The organism is Pseudomonas sp. IAC-BECa141, assembly GCF_020544405.1.
Taxonomy (GTDB): domain Bacteria; phylum Pseudomonadota; class Gammaproteobacteria; order Pseudomonadales; family Pseudomonadaceae; genus Aquipseudomonas.
Map to the genome: position 1 here is coordinate 5,034,014 of NZ_CP065410.1, position 14,831 is coordinate 5,048,844.

A 14,831-nucleotide genomic window follows, 5' to 3' on the forward strand; every position below is an offset into this window, starting at 1 on the left:
GCGTGCGACCGGAGCGGCACTGGGTTAATCGTCGAGGCGCTCTTCTAACTGGCGCACTTCGTAGGTGAGCTTGTCGAGGAACTGCATGCGCCGCATCAGGCGTTCGGCCTGTTCGCGTTGCGCTGCATCATCCCAACAGGCTGCGAAGCTTTCGTTGAGCTCTTCCTGCGCGGTTTTCAGGCGACGCTTGAAAGCCGCGACACCGTCCAGGTCGGCACTGTCCTGCAGATCTTCGAGCTCTTCGCGCCATTGCATCTGCTGCAAAAGAAACTCGGGATCGTGGACGGTGACTTCCATCGGCACTTCATGCCCGCTGATGGTCAGCAGGTAGCGTGCACGCCGGGCCGGACTCTTGAGTGTCTGGTAGGCATCGTTGAGCCGCGCAGACTGCTCGAGCGCCGACCGCTGCTCGCGCTCGGAAGCATCGGCAAAGCGGTCAGGATGAACGCCGCGCGCCAACTCGCGATAGCGCGTGGCCAACTGCTCGAGATCCAGGCGAAAGCCCGGTTGCAGCTCGAATAAAGCGAAATGACAAGGAGTACCCACGACAAGCCTCAGATGTTGAAGCTTTCGCCGCAGCCACATTCACCGCGTACGTTGGGGTTGTTGAACTTGAAGCCTTCGTTCAACCCTTCCTTGACGAAGTCGAGCTCGGTGCCGTCGAGGTAGGCCAGGCTTTTCGGGTCGATGATCACTTTCTCGCCGTGACTCTCGAACACCTGATCTTCTGCAACCACCTCGTCGACAAACTCCAGCACGTAGGCAAGGCCGGAACAGCCCGTGGTGCGAACACCCAGACGAATCCCCTCACCCTTGCCGCGCCCGTCAAGGGAGCGCCGCACGTGTCGAGCAGCCGCTTCTGTCATGCTGATAGCCATCGTTGACTCCTTACTCGTCGCCAAATCTTGAAAGTCAGATCAAGCCTTTCTTCTGCTTGTAATCGCGAACGGCGGCCTTGATGGCGTCTTCAGCGAGAACCGAGCAGTGGATTTTCACTGGCGGCAGGGCCAGTTCTTCAGCCAGCTGAGTGTTCTTGATGGTTTCAGCTTCGTCCAGGGTCTTGCCTTTCATCCACTCAGTAGCGAGGGAGCTGGAGGCGATAGCCGAACCGCAGCCGTAGGTCTTGAACTTGGCGTCTTCGATAACGCCCTGATCGTTGACCTTGATTTGCAGACGCATCACGTCGCCGCACGCCGGAGCGCCGACCATGCCGGTGCCAACGTCCGGATCTTCGGCGTTCATCTTGCCGACGTTACGCGGGTTTTCGTAGTGGTCGATGACCTTTTCGCTGTAAGCCATGATTCTCAATCCTCACTCATCAGGGCCGCTCTTGAGACCCTGCAACTGCGCTGCGTAAACCGCCGCGTCGCTACAGGATCCGTATCCGGCGGCTTCTATATTTAGTGTGCCGCCCACTCGATCTTCGAGATATCGACGCCGTCTTTGTACATGTCCCACAGCGGCGACAGAGCGCGCAGCTTGGTAACGGCCTCGCAGACTTTCTGCGCGGCGTAGTCGATTTCTTCCTCGGTGGTGAAACGGCCGAAGGTAAAACGGATCGAGCTGTGTGCCAGTTCGTCATTGCGGCCCAGGGCGCGCAGTACGTACGAAGGCTCCAGCGACGCCGAGGTGCAGGCCGAACCGGACGAAACCGCCAGATCCTTGAGCGCCATGATCAGCGACTCGCCTTCAACGTAGTTGAAGCTCAGGTTCAGGTTGTGCGGAACGCGCGCGGTGAGGCTGCCGTTGACGTACAGCTCCTCCAGATGCTCGACCTGCTTGTAGAAGCGATCGCTCAATGCCTTGATGCGAACGTTTTCGGCAGCCATGTCTTCCTTGGCCACACGGAACGCTTCGCCCATGCCGACGATCTGGTGAGTCGCCAGGGTGCCGGAACGCATGCCGCGCTCATGACCGCCGCCGTGCATGGTCGCTTCGATGCGCACACGCGGCTTGCGGCTGACGTACAGCGCGCCGATGCCTTTAGGGCCGTAGGTCTTGTGCGCGGAGAACGACATCATGTCGACTTTCAGTTTCTGCAGGTCGATTTCGACCTTGCCGGTGGACTGAGCGGCGTCGACGTGGAACAGGATGCCTTTGGAACGGGTCAGCTCGCCGATGGCGGCAATGTCGTTGACGGTGCCGATTTCGTTGTTCACGTGCATCACCGACACCAGGATGGTGTCTTCGCGCAGCGCGGCTTCGATCATGGCCGGGGTGATCAGGCCGTCTTCGGTCGGATCGAGGTAGGTGACTTCGAAACCTTCACGCTCCAGCTGGCGCATGGTGTCGAGGACAGCCTTGTGTTCGATCTTGGAGGTGATCAGGTGCTTGCCCTTGGAGGCGTAGAAATGTGCCGCACCCTTGATTGCCAGGTTGTCGGACTCGGTGGCACCGGAGGTCCAGACGATTTCACGCGGGTCGGCGTTGACCAGGTCGGCCACCTGACGACGGGCGTTTTCGACGGACTCTTCGGCCTTCCAGCCGAACACGTGGGAACGGGACGCCGGGTTGCCGAAGTTTCCGTCGACCAGCAGGCATTCACTCATTTTTTGCGCAACGCGCGGATCGACCGGGGTGGTCGCAGAGTAATCAAGGTAAATCGGCAATTTCATGGACTATCTCCTAAATCAGGCTGGCTGGCGTGCCGCTAGCTCTCTGGCTGTCATTCGACGGCGGACGCTTCAATCTTGTCCAGGCGCGGCGCCTTGCCATTGCAACGACGCTGATCCTGACGCTGGGCCACTTCCTGCACCTCACGGCGAGTTACGAGGTCGGCCAAGCTGATACCACTGAGAAATTCGTGAATCTGCAGGCTCAGATCGCACCACAGGTGGTGGGTCAGGCAAGTGTCGCCGGAATGGCAATCGCCCTGGCCCTGGCATTTTGTTGCATCGACCGATTCGTTCACCGCATCGATCACCTGCGCCACCTGGATGCCCTGCATGTCGCGGGACAACTGGTAGCCACCGCCCGGACCGCGAACACTGGAAACCAGGTTGCTGCGGCGCAGCTTGGCGAAAAGCTGTTCGAGATAGGACAGGGAGATGCCTTGGCGCTCGGAGATATCGGCCAGGGACACGGGCCCGTGTTGCGCGTGCAACGCCAGGTCAAGCATGGCGGTCACGGCGTATCGGCCTTTTGTAGTCAGTCGCATGGACAATTACCACGGAGTTCGGAATGGGCGGGAGTATGCAATTCCCGAGCATTTAAGTCAACTATAAGACCTAGTGCTTTAGTCGGGTTTACCCGCAAAAGAGCGCGCGAATGATAGCAGGGTCTGCGGCCTAATGGCACACCGGTCGGCAGCAGCCCTGCAAGCACGTCAATGGAGCTTGGATTCGTCCTTGCCCTTGACGCAGGCGAAGTCTTCTTCACGCAGCTCGGGCAGATCTTTCGCACAGTAATTGCTGCCCAGATCCTTCAGCGCGCCGCACATTCCCTCCAGACGCCCGTCCACCGCTTGCAGGTGATCGAGCAACTGGCCAATGGCGCGCGCCACCGGATCGGGCATGTCTTCGCTGACGCCGTAGGCATCGAAACCGATCTTTTCGGCCATCGCCTTGCGCTTGGCGTCGACCTCATCATCAGACTTGACGATGATCCGCCCCGGAATCCCCACAACAGTCGCGCCCGGAGGCACTTCCTTGGTGACCACGGCGTTGGAACCGACCTTGGCGCCAGCACCTACAGTGAACGGACCAAGCACCTTTGCGCCCGCACCCACCACAACGCCGTCACCGAGCGTCGGGTGACGCTTGCCCTTGTTCCAGCTGGTGCCACCCAGAGTCACACCCTGATAGATCGTCACGTCATCGCCGATTTCAGCGGTTTCGCCGATCACGATGCCCATGCCATGGTCAATGAAGAAGCGTCGACCGACCTTGGCGCCCGGATGGATCTCGATCCCGGTCAGCCAGCGACCGAAGTTCGACACCAGCCGCGCCAGCCATTTCAAATCGTTGCGCCAGAGCATGCCGGCCAGTCGGTGAATCCAGATTGCATGCATGCCGGGGTAGCAGGTCAGGACTTCAAAAGCGTTACGCGCCGCCGGGTCTCGGTGGAATACGCTCTGGATATCTTCACGCAAACGCTCGAACATCATTAATCCTTCCGCTTAAGGAGCTCGCCACGGGCCGCTTTCTGGGTTTCCGTGAGGATGCCACGCAAAATATTCATTTCCGCCCGGCTGACCGAGCTGCGTCCGTACAACCGGCGCAGGCGCGCCATCAAGTGCCGCGGTTTTTCCGGATCGAGGAATTCGATGGCCACCAGGGTTTGCTCAAGGTGTTCATAGAACCGCTCCAGCTCATCCATGGTCGCAAGCTCTGCGCTTTTCACGGAGGCCACTTCTTCCTTCTCGATCTTGGTCGGCTGGCCTTGTGCACCCAGCCACGCCATGCGCACTTCATAACTCAACACCTGCACCGCCGCCCCGAGGTTCAGCGAGCTGAACCCAGGATCGGAGGGGATGTGCACGTGATAGTGACATCGCTGCAGCTCGTCATTGGTCAGGCCGGAATCTTCACGACCGAACACCAGCGCGATTTCCGCGCCCTGCCCTGCCTCCTCGACCACTTTGGTCCCGCACTCGCGCGGATCCAGCAATGGCCAGGGAATACGCCGGTCACGGGCACTGGTGCCGAGAACCAGATTGCAACCGACCAGGGCGTCTTCCAAGGTGGCGACGACTTGCGCGTTTTCAAGGATGTCGCCGGCACCCGAAGCGCGGGCATCGGCTTCGTGATGCGGAAAGACACGCGGATCAACCAGCACCAGACGCGACAGACCCATGTTTTTCATGGCGCGCGCGGTCCCGCCGATGTTTCCCGGATGGCTGGTATTGACCAGGACGACACGAATATTTTGCAGCACGGCGGGCGCTCTCGGACTCGGCAAAGGGGTGCAAATCTTACAGAACAGCCTACCGTTAAGCTATGAAAGCGAACAGCGACCTTCACCTGAAGAAAAGTTCTGATAGAATGCGCGGCTTTCTTTAACAACCTTAGGTGACACATCCATGCAGCCCATGCTGAATATCGCGCTGCGCGCCGCCCGCAGCGCCAGTGAACTGATCTTCCGCTCCATCGAGCGCCTGGATACCATCAAGGTCGACGAAAAAGACGCCAAGGATTACGTATCCGAGGTGGATCGCGCTGCCGAACAGAAAATCATCGACGCCCTGCGCAAGGCTTACCCGAATCACTCGATCATGGGTGAAGAGACTGGCCTGCACGCCGGCACCGGCATCGAAGGCGAAGAATACCTGTGGATCATCGATCCACTGGACGGCACCACCAACTTCCTGCGCGGCATTCCTCACTTCGCTGTCAGCATTGCCTGCAAATACCGCGGCCGCCTGGAACACGCCGTTGTTCTGGATCCGGTTCGTCAGGAAGAATTCACCGCCAGCCGTGGTCGCGGCGCTCAACTGAATGGTCGTCGCCTGCGTGTCAGCGGTCGCACCAGCCTTGAAGGCGCCCTGCTCGGCACCGGTTTCCCGTTCCGTGACGACCAGATGGACAACCTCGACAACTACCTTGGCATGTTCCGCGCCCTGGTTGGCCAGACTGCCGGTATCCGCCGCGCCGGTGCGGCGAGCCTGGACCTGGCTTACGTAGCCGCCGGTCGTTTCGATGCGTTTTGGGAGTCGGGTCTGTCCGAATGGGACATGGCTGCCGGCGCCCTGCTGATTCAGGAAGCAGGCGGTCTGGTGAGCGACTTCACCGGCGGTCACGACTTCCTTGAAAAAGGCCACGTCGTTGCCGGCAACACCAAATGCTTCAAGGCAGTTCTGACGGCGATCCAGCCGCACCTGCCGGCCTCGCTGAAGCGCTAAGCGTTTCGCGAAACCAAAAACACCCTTCGGGGTGTTTTTTTTATGGGCATGAAAAAAGCACCTCGAAAGGTGCTTTTTCTATAAGCCATCAGCCAATCACTGACCTGGCTGGTTCTGCGACAGGATCAGCTTGCCTTCCTTGTCGACCGGAATCTGGTTGCCCGGATCACGATCCATCCGCACCTTGCCTTCCTTGCCGTCCAGCGAATACCGGACGTCATAGCCCACGACCTTGTCGCTGATGTCATTCACCGTGTTGCAGCGAGTCTGAGTCGTCGTGTAGGTATCACGCTCCTGCATACCCTCCTGAACCTTGTTGCCGGCGTAACCGCCACCGACCGCACCGGCCACCGTGGCAATCTTCTTGCCGGTACCGCCACCGATCTGGTTACCCAGCAGGCCACCTGCCAGCGCACCGACCACGGTGCCGGCGATCTGGTGTTGGTCTTTCACCGGCGCCTGCCGGGTCACCGTCACATCCTTGCACACTTCACGTGGAGTCTTGATCTGTGTCTTGACCGGCTCTACCGCCAGCACTTGCGCATACTCAGGGCCGCTTTTCACCAGGCTGTAGGTGGCAACAGCACCCCCGGCAGTCACACCGACAGCACCCAATACCGCACCAACCAGCAACGACTTGTTCACATGAACCTCCTGACCATCACATGCGGGAACGCGCCCGCGCTTCTCCCAGCCTTGGAGCAAAAAAAAAGACGCGAGTTCAACTCGCGTCTTTTTTGACTGACCGCCGGGAAAACGATGACCGTTATGGACGGTCGTCGACTTCCTTCTCGGTGTTGGCCGGAGGAATGAGATCTTCAGAACTCAGGTTCAGCCAGATCAACACCACGTTCGCGATGTAGATCGACGAGTAGGTACCCGCCAGAACACCGATAAACAGGGCGATGGAGAAGCCGAACAGGTTATCGCCACCGAAGAACAGCAGCGCCGCGATCGCCAGCAGGGTGGAGATCGACGTCGCCATGGTCCGCAGCAGAGTCTGAGTTGTCGAGATGTTGATGTTCTCGATCAGCGAAGCCTTGCGCAGGACACGGAAGTTCTCACGCACCCGGTCGAATACGACGATGGTGTCGTTGAGCGAGTAGCCGATGATCGCCAGCACCGCCGCCAACACCGTCAGGTCGAAGGTGATCTGGAAAAACGACAGGATACCGATGGTCACGATCACGTCGTGGACCAGCGATACGATGGCGCCGACCGCGAACTTCCACTGAAAGCGGAAAGCCAGGTAGATCAGGATGCCGCCGAGTGCCAGCAGCATGCCGAGGCCGCCCTGGTCACGCAGCTCTTCACCGACCTGCGGGCCGACGAACTCCACGCGCTTGACGGTAGCGGGGTTATCGCCGCCGACCTTTTGCAGCGCTTCTGCAACCTGATGACCCAGTTGCGGATCTTCACCCGGCATGCGCACCAGCAGATCGGTGGTTGCACCGAAGTTCTGCACGACGGCCTCGTGGTAACCCGAAGTCACCAGCTGCTCGCGCACCTTGGTGACGTCAGCCGGACGCTCGTAGGTCAGCTCGATGAGCGTACCACCGGTGAAGTCCAGTCCCCAGTTCATGCCCTTGTGGAACACACTGAAGATGGCCAGCAAGGTCAGAAATACTGTGACGCCGAACGCAAAGTTGCGGACGCCCATGAAGTTGATTGTACGTAACATGGCAGCCCCTTAAATCCACAACTTCTTGAAGTCACGTCCGCCAAAGATCAGGTTGACCATTGCGCGGGTCACCATGATGGCCGTGAACATCGAGGTAAAGATCCCGAGGGACATGGTCACTGCAAAGCCCTTCACCGGGCCGGTGCCCATGGCGAAGAGGATGCCGCCGACCAGCAAGGTGGTCAGGTTGGCGTCAAGAATCGCAGTGAATGCCCGGCCGAAGCCTTCGTTGATTGCACGCTGCACGGTCATGCCGGCGGCGATCTCTTCACGAATCCGCGAGAAGATCAGCACGTTGGCGTCGACCGCCATACCCATGGTCAACACGATACCGGCGATACCCGGCAGGGTCAGCGTAGCCCCCAGCAGCGACATCAGCGCCAGCAGCAACACCATGTTCACTGCCAGAGCAACGGTGGCGATGACGCCGAAGAAACGGTAGATGGCGATGATGAACAGCGAGACGAACAGCATGCCCCACAGCGATGCATCGATACCCTTGGTGATGTTGTCCGCACCCAGGCTCGGGCCGATGGTGCGCTCTTCAGCGAAGTACATTGGAGCAGCCAGGCCACCGGCACGCAGCAGCAGCGCCAGTTCGGACGACTCGCCCTGACCGTTCAGGCCGGTGATACGGAACTGCGCACCCAGCGGCGACTGAATGGTCGCCAGGCTGATGATTTTCTTCTCTTCCTTGAAGGTCTGCACCGGCACGTCTTTCTCGACGCCATCAACCATTTGCTTGACGTAAGTAGTGACCGGACGCTGCTCAATGAAGATCACCGCCATGCTGCGACCGACGTTACTGCGGGTCGCGCGGTTCATCAGATCGCCACCGTGACCATCCAGGCGGATGTTCACTTCAGGCGTACCGTGCTGCGAATCAAAACCGGCCTTGGCATCAGTCACCTGGTCACCGGTGATGATCAGGCCACGCTCGATCTGGGCAGGAGGACGCTTGCCTTCACGGAACTCGAAGGTTTCGGAAGTGGCTTTCGAAGCGCCAGGCTCTGCAGCCAGACGGAACTCGAGGTTGGCGGTCTTGCCGAGGATACGCTTGGCTTCGGCAGTGTCCTGCACGCCCGGCAGCTCAACCACGATACGGTTGGCGCCCTGACGCTGGACGATCGGTTCGGCAACCCCCAGCTCGTTGACGCGGTTACGTACCGTGGTCAGGTTCTGCTTGATGGAGTATTCACGGATTTCCGCCAGCTTGGCCGGGGTCATCGCCAGACGCAGCACCGGTTGACCGTTGAGGTCGGCCGGAACAATGTCGAAATCGTTGAAATTCTTGCGGATCAGCGCGCGGGCCTGTTCGCGGGAGTCAGCATCGCTGAAGCCCAACTGAATGGCGCCATTGAGTTGCGGCAGGCTGCGATAGCGCAGTTTCTCTTTGCGCAGCAGGCTCTTGACGTCGCCTTCATAGACTTTCAGGCGGGCGTCGAGGGCTTTGTCCATATCCACTTCCAGCAGGAAGTGCACACCACCGGACAAGTCCAGACCCAGCTTCATCGGGTGCGCGGCCAGGTTGCGCAACCATTGCGGGGTGGTTTGCGCCAGGTTAAGCGCGACGACGTAGTCATCACCCAATGCCTTGCGGACAACGTCCTTGGCCGGCAGCTGGTCTTCAGCCTTGGTCAGACGGATCAGACCGCCCTTGCCGTTCGCAGCCAGGCTCGAAGCCTTGACGTTGATCCCGGATTCCTTGAGCGCGGTACTCGCGCGATCCAGATCGGCCTGATTGACCTGCAGGGCCGTGCTGGCGCCGCTGATCTGAATGGCCGGGTCATCGGGGTATAGATTCGGAGCGGAATAAATCAGACCGATCGCCAGCACCGCCAGGATCAGAATGTATTTCCACAGAGGGTATTTGTTCAGCATCACGCCGCCCGTTATGAACGCGGGGCGCCTTGCGCGCCCCGTCGATTGAGTAGAAGTTGGAACCTTAGATCGCTTTCAGCGTGCCTTTTGGCAGCGTGGCGGCGATGGCGCCCTTCTGGAACTTCATTTCCACGGTGTCGGAAACTTCCAGAACCACGAAGTCATCGGCCACTTTGGTGATCTTGCCGGCGATGCCGCCGGTGGTGACCACTTCGTCGCCCTTCTGCAGGCTGTTCAGCAGGTTCTTCTGCTCTTTGGCGCGCTTGGCCTGTGGACGCCAGATCATCAGGTAGAAGATGACCAGGAAGCCGACCAGGAAAATCCACTCGAAGCCGCCGCCCATAGGCGCTGCAGCCGGTGCAGCCGCGTCAGCCATGGCATTAGAGATAAAAAAGCTCATTTAGCACTCCAGTTGCAAATGTTGAATCTTGGGGTCAGAAAACTCAGTCCAAAGGCGGAACGGGAAGCCCGCGTTTGGCGTAGAAGGCATCGACAAAGGCGGCCAATGTACCCTGTTGAATAGCCTCGCGCAAACCAGCCATCAGCACCTGATAATGGCGCAAATTGTGGATGGTATTGAGCATGCTGCCGAGCATTTCGCCGCACTTGTCCAGATGATGCAGATAAGCACGGGAGAAGTTCTGGCAGGTATAGCAATCGCAGGTCGGATCCAGAGGCGAATCATCATGGCGATGGAACGCGTTACGGATCTTCAGCACGCCTGTATCAATGAACAGATGCCCGTTGCGGGCATTACGGGTTGGCATCACGCAATCGAACATGTCCACACCGCGGCGCACACCCTCAACCAGATCTTCCGGTTTGCCAACGCCCATAAGGTAACGAGGTTTGTCAGCCGGCATCATGCCTGGCAGGTAATCCAGCACCTTGATCATCTCGTGCTTGGGCTCGCCCACCGACAGGCCGCCGATGGCCAGGCCGTCGAAGCCGATCTTGTCCAGGCCTTCCAGCGAGCGCATGCGCAGGTCCTGGTGCATGCCGCCCTGGACGATGCCGAACAGCGCCGCCGTGTTGTCGCCATGGGCGTTCTTCGAACGCTGGGCCCAACGCAGCGACAGCTCCATGGAGACACGGGCAACGTCTTCGTCAGCCGGGTACGGGGTGCACTCGTCGAAGATCATCACGATGTCCGAGCCCAGATCGCGCTGAACCTGCATCGACTCTTCCGGGCCCATGAACACTTTCGAGCCGTCGACCGGGGAGGCGAAGGTCACGCCCTCCTCCTTGATCTTGCGCATGGCGCCGAGGCTGAACACCTGGAAACCGCCGGAGTCGGTCAGGATCGGGCCTTTCCACTGCATGAAATCGTGCAGGTCGCCGTGTTCCTTGATCACTTCGGTACCCGGACGCAGCCACAGGTGGAAGGTGTTGCCCAGAATGATCTCCGCGCCGGTGGCGACGATGTCACGCGGCAACATGCCCTTGACCGTGCCGTAGGTGCCCACCGGCATGAAGGCCGGGGTCTCGACGGTGCCACGCGGGAAGGTCAGACGACCGCGACGAGCCTTGCCATCGGTGGCAAGCAGCTCAAACGACATACGGCATTGGCGACTCATAGTGTTTCCTCAGGGCCACGTGGTGCGGGATTACGGGTAATGAACATCGCATCACCGTAGCTGAAAAAGCGGTATTGGTTGTCGACGGCAGCTTTGTAGGCGGCCATGGTCTCGGGATAACCGGCAAACGCCGAAACCAGCATCAACAGCGTGGATTCGGGCAAATGGAAATTGGTGACCAGCGCATCGACCACATGGAACGGCCGGCCCGGGAAGATAAAGATGTCGGTGTCGCCGCTGAACGGCTTGAGCACGCCGTCGCGGGCGGCGCTTTCCAGCGAACGCACGCTGGTGGTGCCGACAGCAATCACTCGACCGCCACGGGCGCGACAGGCCGCGACCGCATCGACCACTTCCTGACCGACTTCCAGCCATTCAGTGTGCATGTGGTGATCTTCGATCTTCTCGACGCGCACTGGCTGGAACGTACCCGCGCCAACGTGCAGCGTGACGAACGCAGTCTCGACGCCCTTGGCGGCGATCGCCTCCATCAGCGTCTGATCAAAATGCAGCCCGGCGGTCGGTGCCGCCACGGCGCCGAGCTTCTCGGCATACACGGTCTGATAGCGCTCGCGATCCGAACCTTCGTCCGGGCGATCTATATAAGGAGGCAACGGCATATGCCCGACGCGATCAAGCAGCGGCAGCACTTCTTCGGCAAACCCCAGTTCGAACAGCGCATCGTGACGCGCCAGCATCTCGGCTTCACCGCCGCCATCGATCAGGATCTTCGAACCCGGTTTCGGCGACTTGCTGGAACGCACATGGGCCAGCACGCGGTGGGAATCGAGCACGCGTTCGATGAGGATTTCCAGCTTGCCGCCGGACTCCTTCTGCCCGAACAGGCGCGCCGGAATCACCCGGGTATTGTTGAACACCATCAGATCGCCGGGGCGCAAATGCTCCAGCAGATCAGTGAATTGACGGTGTGCCAGGGCGCCGCTGACCCCATCCAGGGTCAACAGGCGACTACCGCGACGCTCGGCCAAAGGATGGCGGGCAATCAGCGAATCAGGAAGCTCGAAGGTAAAGTCAGCAACGCGCATGATGGGGTTCGTCTAGCAGGGCCGGAAAGTCTAGCGGAAATATCGAAAATTGACCATGAAACGTGATTGACCAACGGTAGGCACCTCTCTATACTTCGCCGCCATTGAGCCCTGATGGCGGAATTGGTAGACGCGGCGGATTCAAAATCCGTTTTCGAAAGGAGTGGGAGTTCGAGTCTCCCTCGGGGCACCAAAATCAAGAAAGGTCTTGCTTAGCAAGGCCTTTTTTTTCGTCTGTCGGAAAGTGCCGCTGGCCCTCCGGCGTGATCTCGCACAGGTTCACCCCATGGAAACGTCACTGGAAACCGTCGCCCTTTTCTCCCTGAAACTCGCTTACGAGGAAGAAGGCCTGAGCCCGATTCTGCGCGATGACATGGTCATGGGCGATTATCAGAAAGACGTGTTCGAACTGCTGGTGCGCCGGGGTGATGTCCAGACGATCCAGTTCAAGATGAACGAGTGCCTGGCGCTGGCGATGGATGCCTTGGGTGGCGTCGAGAAACCGCTGGGGCGGGAACTGCACAAGTTGTCGACCGACCTCAGTCAGGCGCAGTCGCTGGAGCAGCTGGATCAGCCGCTCCTCGCGCTCAAGGGTTATCTCAAGGACATTCTGTAATTAAGACGCGCGATCCGGAGAAACGGGGCGACTGCTTTGCAGTCAGCGCCGAGCCTTCAACACCCGAACATCCGTCGCAAAACCGTCTGCACCGACCATTTTCTTCCAGCCCACATACTGGAATTCGCCCCGCCCATCGATGTAATCCCCCTTCTCCACCGACCTGCCGCCGACGATCGCCACGCGTTTTTCCTCACCACAGCCGCCATCCGACGGCCGAACGGTGTAGATCACATAAGGCTTCACATATTGCGTGGCGCGAAAGTATTGGCCGCAGACTTCATCGACGGTAATCAGCATGGTTTTCAGGCGTGCTTCACCGTCCGTGTCTTCGTGGAGTTTGAGGAAGGAAATTTCGCCGACATCGCTGAAGCCGAGCGAACGGGCGCGTTGGTATTCGGGGAGTTCTGGTGGGCGATGCGGCCTTGCTCGGCGGCCTGGTTCATTCTGTCGGCGAACTCGGCTTTGCCACGGGCAATCATCGCATCGGCCTCGACTGCCACGTTTTCGCATTGAGCGAATTCCCGCGAGGCGAGGTATTGGGGAGGCAGGTTCGTGCGGTGTTCATTCATGCTCCCCAGGCTGTTCTCCAGATTGCCCATCACCTCAAAGGCGCCGGATACACGACCGCTCTGGACGTCGGCCATTTTTTCCTGCATGCGCTGACAGTTGGCAAGGTAATACTTCCAGCTGTTTTCCGGGTGCTCTTTCCAGGCGGCGAATACCGGGGTCATGGCGCTGGCGAAAGTGATTGCACACAGCAGACGCAGAGCAGGGGCGACTTTTGACATGAGTAGTCCATTACAGGAATCAGGAGTGGCGCGAAGCTACTATTTTGCTATCGTGCCGTCCACTGTCGCCAGGCTTATCAAACGCATGCAACGCGACTGATTCAAAAGGATGAATTCGATGGATGGTGTGATTGCCTTAATGGCTTGGGCCGGCATGTGGGTGTGGGTTGTCCGGCAACGCGGCGCGTGGAATCTGCTTCTCGCCAATGTGCTGGGCGCAGCCAGCGGCATGGTGGTGGCTGTGGCGGTCAGCGAGCTCTGTATCGGCCTGTTCGGATCAACCCGACCGCCGATTTACGGCGTCATGGGCATATTGCTGGAAATAATGGCAACGGTTGCCACGCTGGTGGGTGTCTGGATGCTGGTTGCCCGTCGCTCGCAGGCTGAACACCCCGCCATGCGTCAGCTTCAAGGCGCCGCATGCGGCATGGGGGCGTGCTTGGCGGCGATCATATTGTTTGCAATCATCAATTCACCCAAAAACGGCATGTAAATGTCTTCGTGGCGTCAGACTTCCATTTTGGTATCTTGCCGCCCCATCGTCGGGACTCACTCTGCGCGACGCACTGTTTTCAGGTTTTTGCAGGTTAAGGAAAGGATCGAATGGAGTTTCTGCGTTTTCTGGCATTTGTCGCGGCCTGGGGTTTCATGTGGCGCTGGGTAGTGAAAAACCGCGGCAGCTGGCATTTGTTTTACGCCAACCTGGTCGGTGTAGCGGGCGGTTTCATTGTTTCGATGGTGGTGCTGGCGATCACTTTTTCGCTGTTCCCGTCGGCGCATCGCTACGAAACTGCGCAGACTGAAAACGTCGTGGCACAGCAGGAAGCCGAGCCGACCTCGTTGCTGCCGGAAGCCGAAGCGGTCGCAAGCCCTGCTGTGCTGAAAGACGCACCGGTGTTTGCCGCTATCGAGCCGGACAACAAGCCTTCTCCAGCGGATTCCGCATTGCTGCCGAACTACGCCAGTCGCGCCCCGAAGACGATGTCGGTGCAAACCGTGATCGACCAGAGTGACGATCAGGGGCGCAAGGCCCTGACGGCGCTGAGCAAAAAATCGCGCGCCGACGCCCAGGGCGACAAATCGATGCTCGCGTATGTGATGTGCAGCCCGTTTGTGACCAGCACCTTGCGCTTCCCCGCCTCTGCCCGGTTTGCCGACAGCAAAAGCCTCACGCCACAGCGCTTCAAGGATCAGGTTTACTCGTTCAGCAACACCGTCACCGCACGGAATATGAATGGCGACGACGTGACGTACCGCTTCGACTGCTCCGTAAAGGAACAGCCAAGCGTCGACGCGACACCTGCCGCATGGCGCCTGCTGGCGCTGAAGCTGGAAAAAGCCGGCTCTTAAGCCTGGTTTAAGGGTTCAAGGCGCCGGCTGCGCTATCATCGCCGGCCTGT

19 protein-coding genes and 1 tRNA gene are annotated in these 14,831 nt (G+C 59.4%); 5 read left to right on the forward strand and 15 right to left on the reverse strand.

Annotated features, from left to right (window positions below; translation table 11 throughout):
- Positions 1-24: 24 nt before the first annotated feature.
- From hscB to trmJ, 7 genes are all read right to left on the reverse strand, one after another.
- On the reverse strand, positions 25-546 hold the full coding sequence (gene hscB / locus I5961_RS22960; RefSeq protein ID WP_085699840.1) for a co-chaperone HscB: 522 nt from the start codon (positions 544-546) through the stop codon (positions 25-27).
- Positions 547-554: 8 nt separating this feature from the next.
- The gene (gene iscA, locus I5961_RS22965) at positions 555-878 is read right to left on the reverse strand and encodes an iron-sulfur cluster assembly protein IscA (protein ID WP_003227904.1); all 324 of its coding nucleotides are present in this window, start codon (positions 876-878) and stop codon (positions 555-557) included.
- A gap of 34 nt (positions 879-912) precedes the next feature.
- Positions 913-1,299 (reverse strand): Fe-S cluster assembly scaffold IscU, encoded by a 387-nt coding sequence (gene iscU, locus I5961_RS22970; RefSeq protein ID WP_003227907.1) that lies wholly within the window; start codon positions 1,297-1,299, stop codon positions 913-915.
- A gap of 101 nt (positions 1,300-1,400) precedes the next feature.
- Positions 1,401-2,615, reverse strand: a complete 1,215-nt coding sequence (locus I5961_RS22975) for an IscS subfamily cysteine desulfurase (RefSeq protein ID WP_064599246.1) — start codon at positions 2,613-2,615, stop codon at positions 1,401-1,403.
- A gap of 50 nt (positions 2,616-2,665) precedes the next feature.
- On the reverse strand, positions 2,666-3,157 hold the full coding sequence (gene iscR, locus I5961_RS22980) for a Fe-S cluster assembly transcriptional regulator IscR (protein WP_007956690.1): 492 nt from the start codon (positions 3,155-3,157) through the stop codon (positions 2,666-2,668).
- 168 nt (positions 3,158-3,325) lie between these two features.
- Positions 3,326-4,102, reverse strand: coding sequence for a serine O-acetyltransferase (gene cysE, locus I5961_RS22985; RefSeq protein WP_085699842.1), 777 nt, complete (start codon positions 4,100-4,102; stop codon positions 3,326-3,328).
- A 2-nt stretch (positions 4,103-4,104) separates the two neighbouring features.
- Entirely contained in the window at positions 4,105-4,875 is a 771-nt protein-coding gene (gene trmJ, locus I5961_RS22990) for a tRNA (cytosine(32)/uridine(32)-2'-O)-methyltransferase TrmJ (RefSeq protein ID WP_227233468.1), read from the reverse strand.
- Between the two features lie 145 nt (positions 4,876-5,020).
- Here trmJ and suhB point away from each other — a divergent pair, with 145 nt between their 5' ends.
- Complete coding sequence (gene suhB, locus I5961_RS22995; RefSeq protein ID WP_085699846.1) at positions 5,021-5,839, forward strand: inositol-phosphate phosphatase; 819 nt, start codon at positions 5,021-5,023, stop codon at positions 5,837-5,839.
- Positions 5,840-5,935: 96 nt separating this feature from the next.
- Here the strand turns inward: suhB and I5961_RS23000 are convergent, their stop codons facing one another.
- The 6 genes from I5961_RS23000 to queA form a co-directional block, all read right to left on the reverse strand.
- Positions 5,936-6,484, reverse strand: a complete 549-nt coding sequence (locus tag I5961_RS23000) for a glycine zipper 2TM domain-containing protein (protein ID WP_011335818.1) — start codon at positions 6,482-6,484, stop codon at positions 5,936-5,938.
- Positions 6,485-6,605: 121 nt separating this feature from the next.
- On the reverse strand, positions 6,606-7,520 hold the full coding sequence (gene secF, locus I5961_RS23005; protein WP_085699848.1) for a protein translocase subunit SecF: 915 nt from the start codon (positions 7,518-7,520) through the stop codon (positions 6,606-6,608).
- Between the two features lie 9 nt (positions 7,521-7,529).
- Positions 7,530-9,401 carry a protein translocase subunit SecD gene (gene secD / locus I5961_RS23010; RefSeq protein WP_085699850.1) on the reverse strand — a complete coding sequence of 624 codons (1,872 nt, stop codon included), beginning with the start codon at positions 9,399-9,401 and terminating at the stop codon, positions 7,530-7,532.
- Between the two features lie 64 nt (positions 9,402-9,465).
- The gene (gene yajC / locus I5961_RS23015; protein ID WP_065257675.1) at positions 9,466-9,801 is read right to left on the reverse strand and encodes a preprotein translocase subunit YajC; all 336 of its coding nucleotides are present in this window, start codon (positions 9,799-9,801) and stop codon (positions 9,466-9,468) included.
- Positions 9,802-9,844: 43 nt separating this feature from the next.
- A complete protein-coding gene (gene tgt / locus I5961_RS23020) occupies positions 9,845-10,960 on the reverse strand; it encodes a tRNA guanosine(34) transglycosylase Tgt (RefSeq protein ID WP_161794909.1) in 1,116 nt (371 codons plus the stop codon).
- A gap of 14 nt (positions 10,961-10,974) precedes the next feature.
- The gene (gene queA, locus I5961_RS23025) at positions 10,975-12,024 is read right to left on the reverse strand and encodes a tRNA preQ1(34) S-adenosylmethionine ribosyltransferase-isomerase QueA (protein WP_227233469.1); all 1,050 of its coding nucleotides are present in this window, start codon (positions 12,022-12,024) and stop codon (positions 10,975-10,977) included.
- Between the two features lie 108 nt (positions 12,025-12,132).
- Between queA and I5961_RS23030 the strand changes: the two genes are divergently transcribed.
- Positions 12,133-12,217: transfer RNA gene (locus I5961_RS23030), tRNA-Leu, on the forward strand.
- 93 nt (positions 12,218-12,310) lie between these two features.
- Positions 12,311-12,640 carry a hypothetical protein gene (locus I5961_RS23035; RefSeq protein WP_227233470.1) on the forward strand — a complete coding sequence of 110 codons (330 nt, stop codon included), beginning with the start codon at positions 12,311-12,313 and terminating at the stop codon, positions 12,638-12,640.
- 42 nt (positions 12,641-12,682) lie between these two features.
- On the opposite strand, the gene I5961_RS23040 is transcribed toward I5961_RS23035, so the two are convergent.
- Positions 12,683-12,940, reverse strand: a complete 258-nt coding sequence (locus I5961_RS23040; protein WP_227233472.1) for a hypothetical protein — start codon at positions 12,938-12,940, stop codon at positions 12,683-12,685.
- 5 nt (positions 12,941-12,945) lie between these two features.
- Positions 12,946-13,374 carry a hypothetical protein gene (locus I5961_RS23045; RefSeq protein ID WP_227233474.1) on the reverse strand — a complete coding sequence of 143 codons (429 nt, stop codon included), beginning with the start codon at positions 13,372-13,374 and terminating at the stop codon, positions 12,946-12,948.
- A gap of 175 nt (positions 13,375-13,549) precedes the next feature.
- Here I5961_RS23045 and I5961_RS23050 point away from each other — a divergent pair, with 175 nt between their 5' ends.
- Positions 13,550-13,924 (forward strand): hypothetical protein, encoded by a 375-nt coding sequence (locus I5961_RS23050; protein ID WP_227233475.1) that lies wholly within the window; start codon positions 13,550-13,552, stop codon positions 13,922-13,924.
- Between the two features lie 110 nt (positions 13,925-14,034).
- Entirely contained in the window at positions 14,035-14,781 is a 747-nt protein-coding gene (locus I5961_RS23055) for a hypothetical protein (protein WP_227233477.1), read from the forward strand.
- Positions 14,782-14,831: the final 50 nt, after the last annotated feature.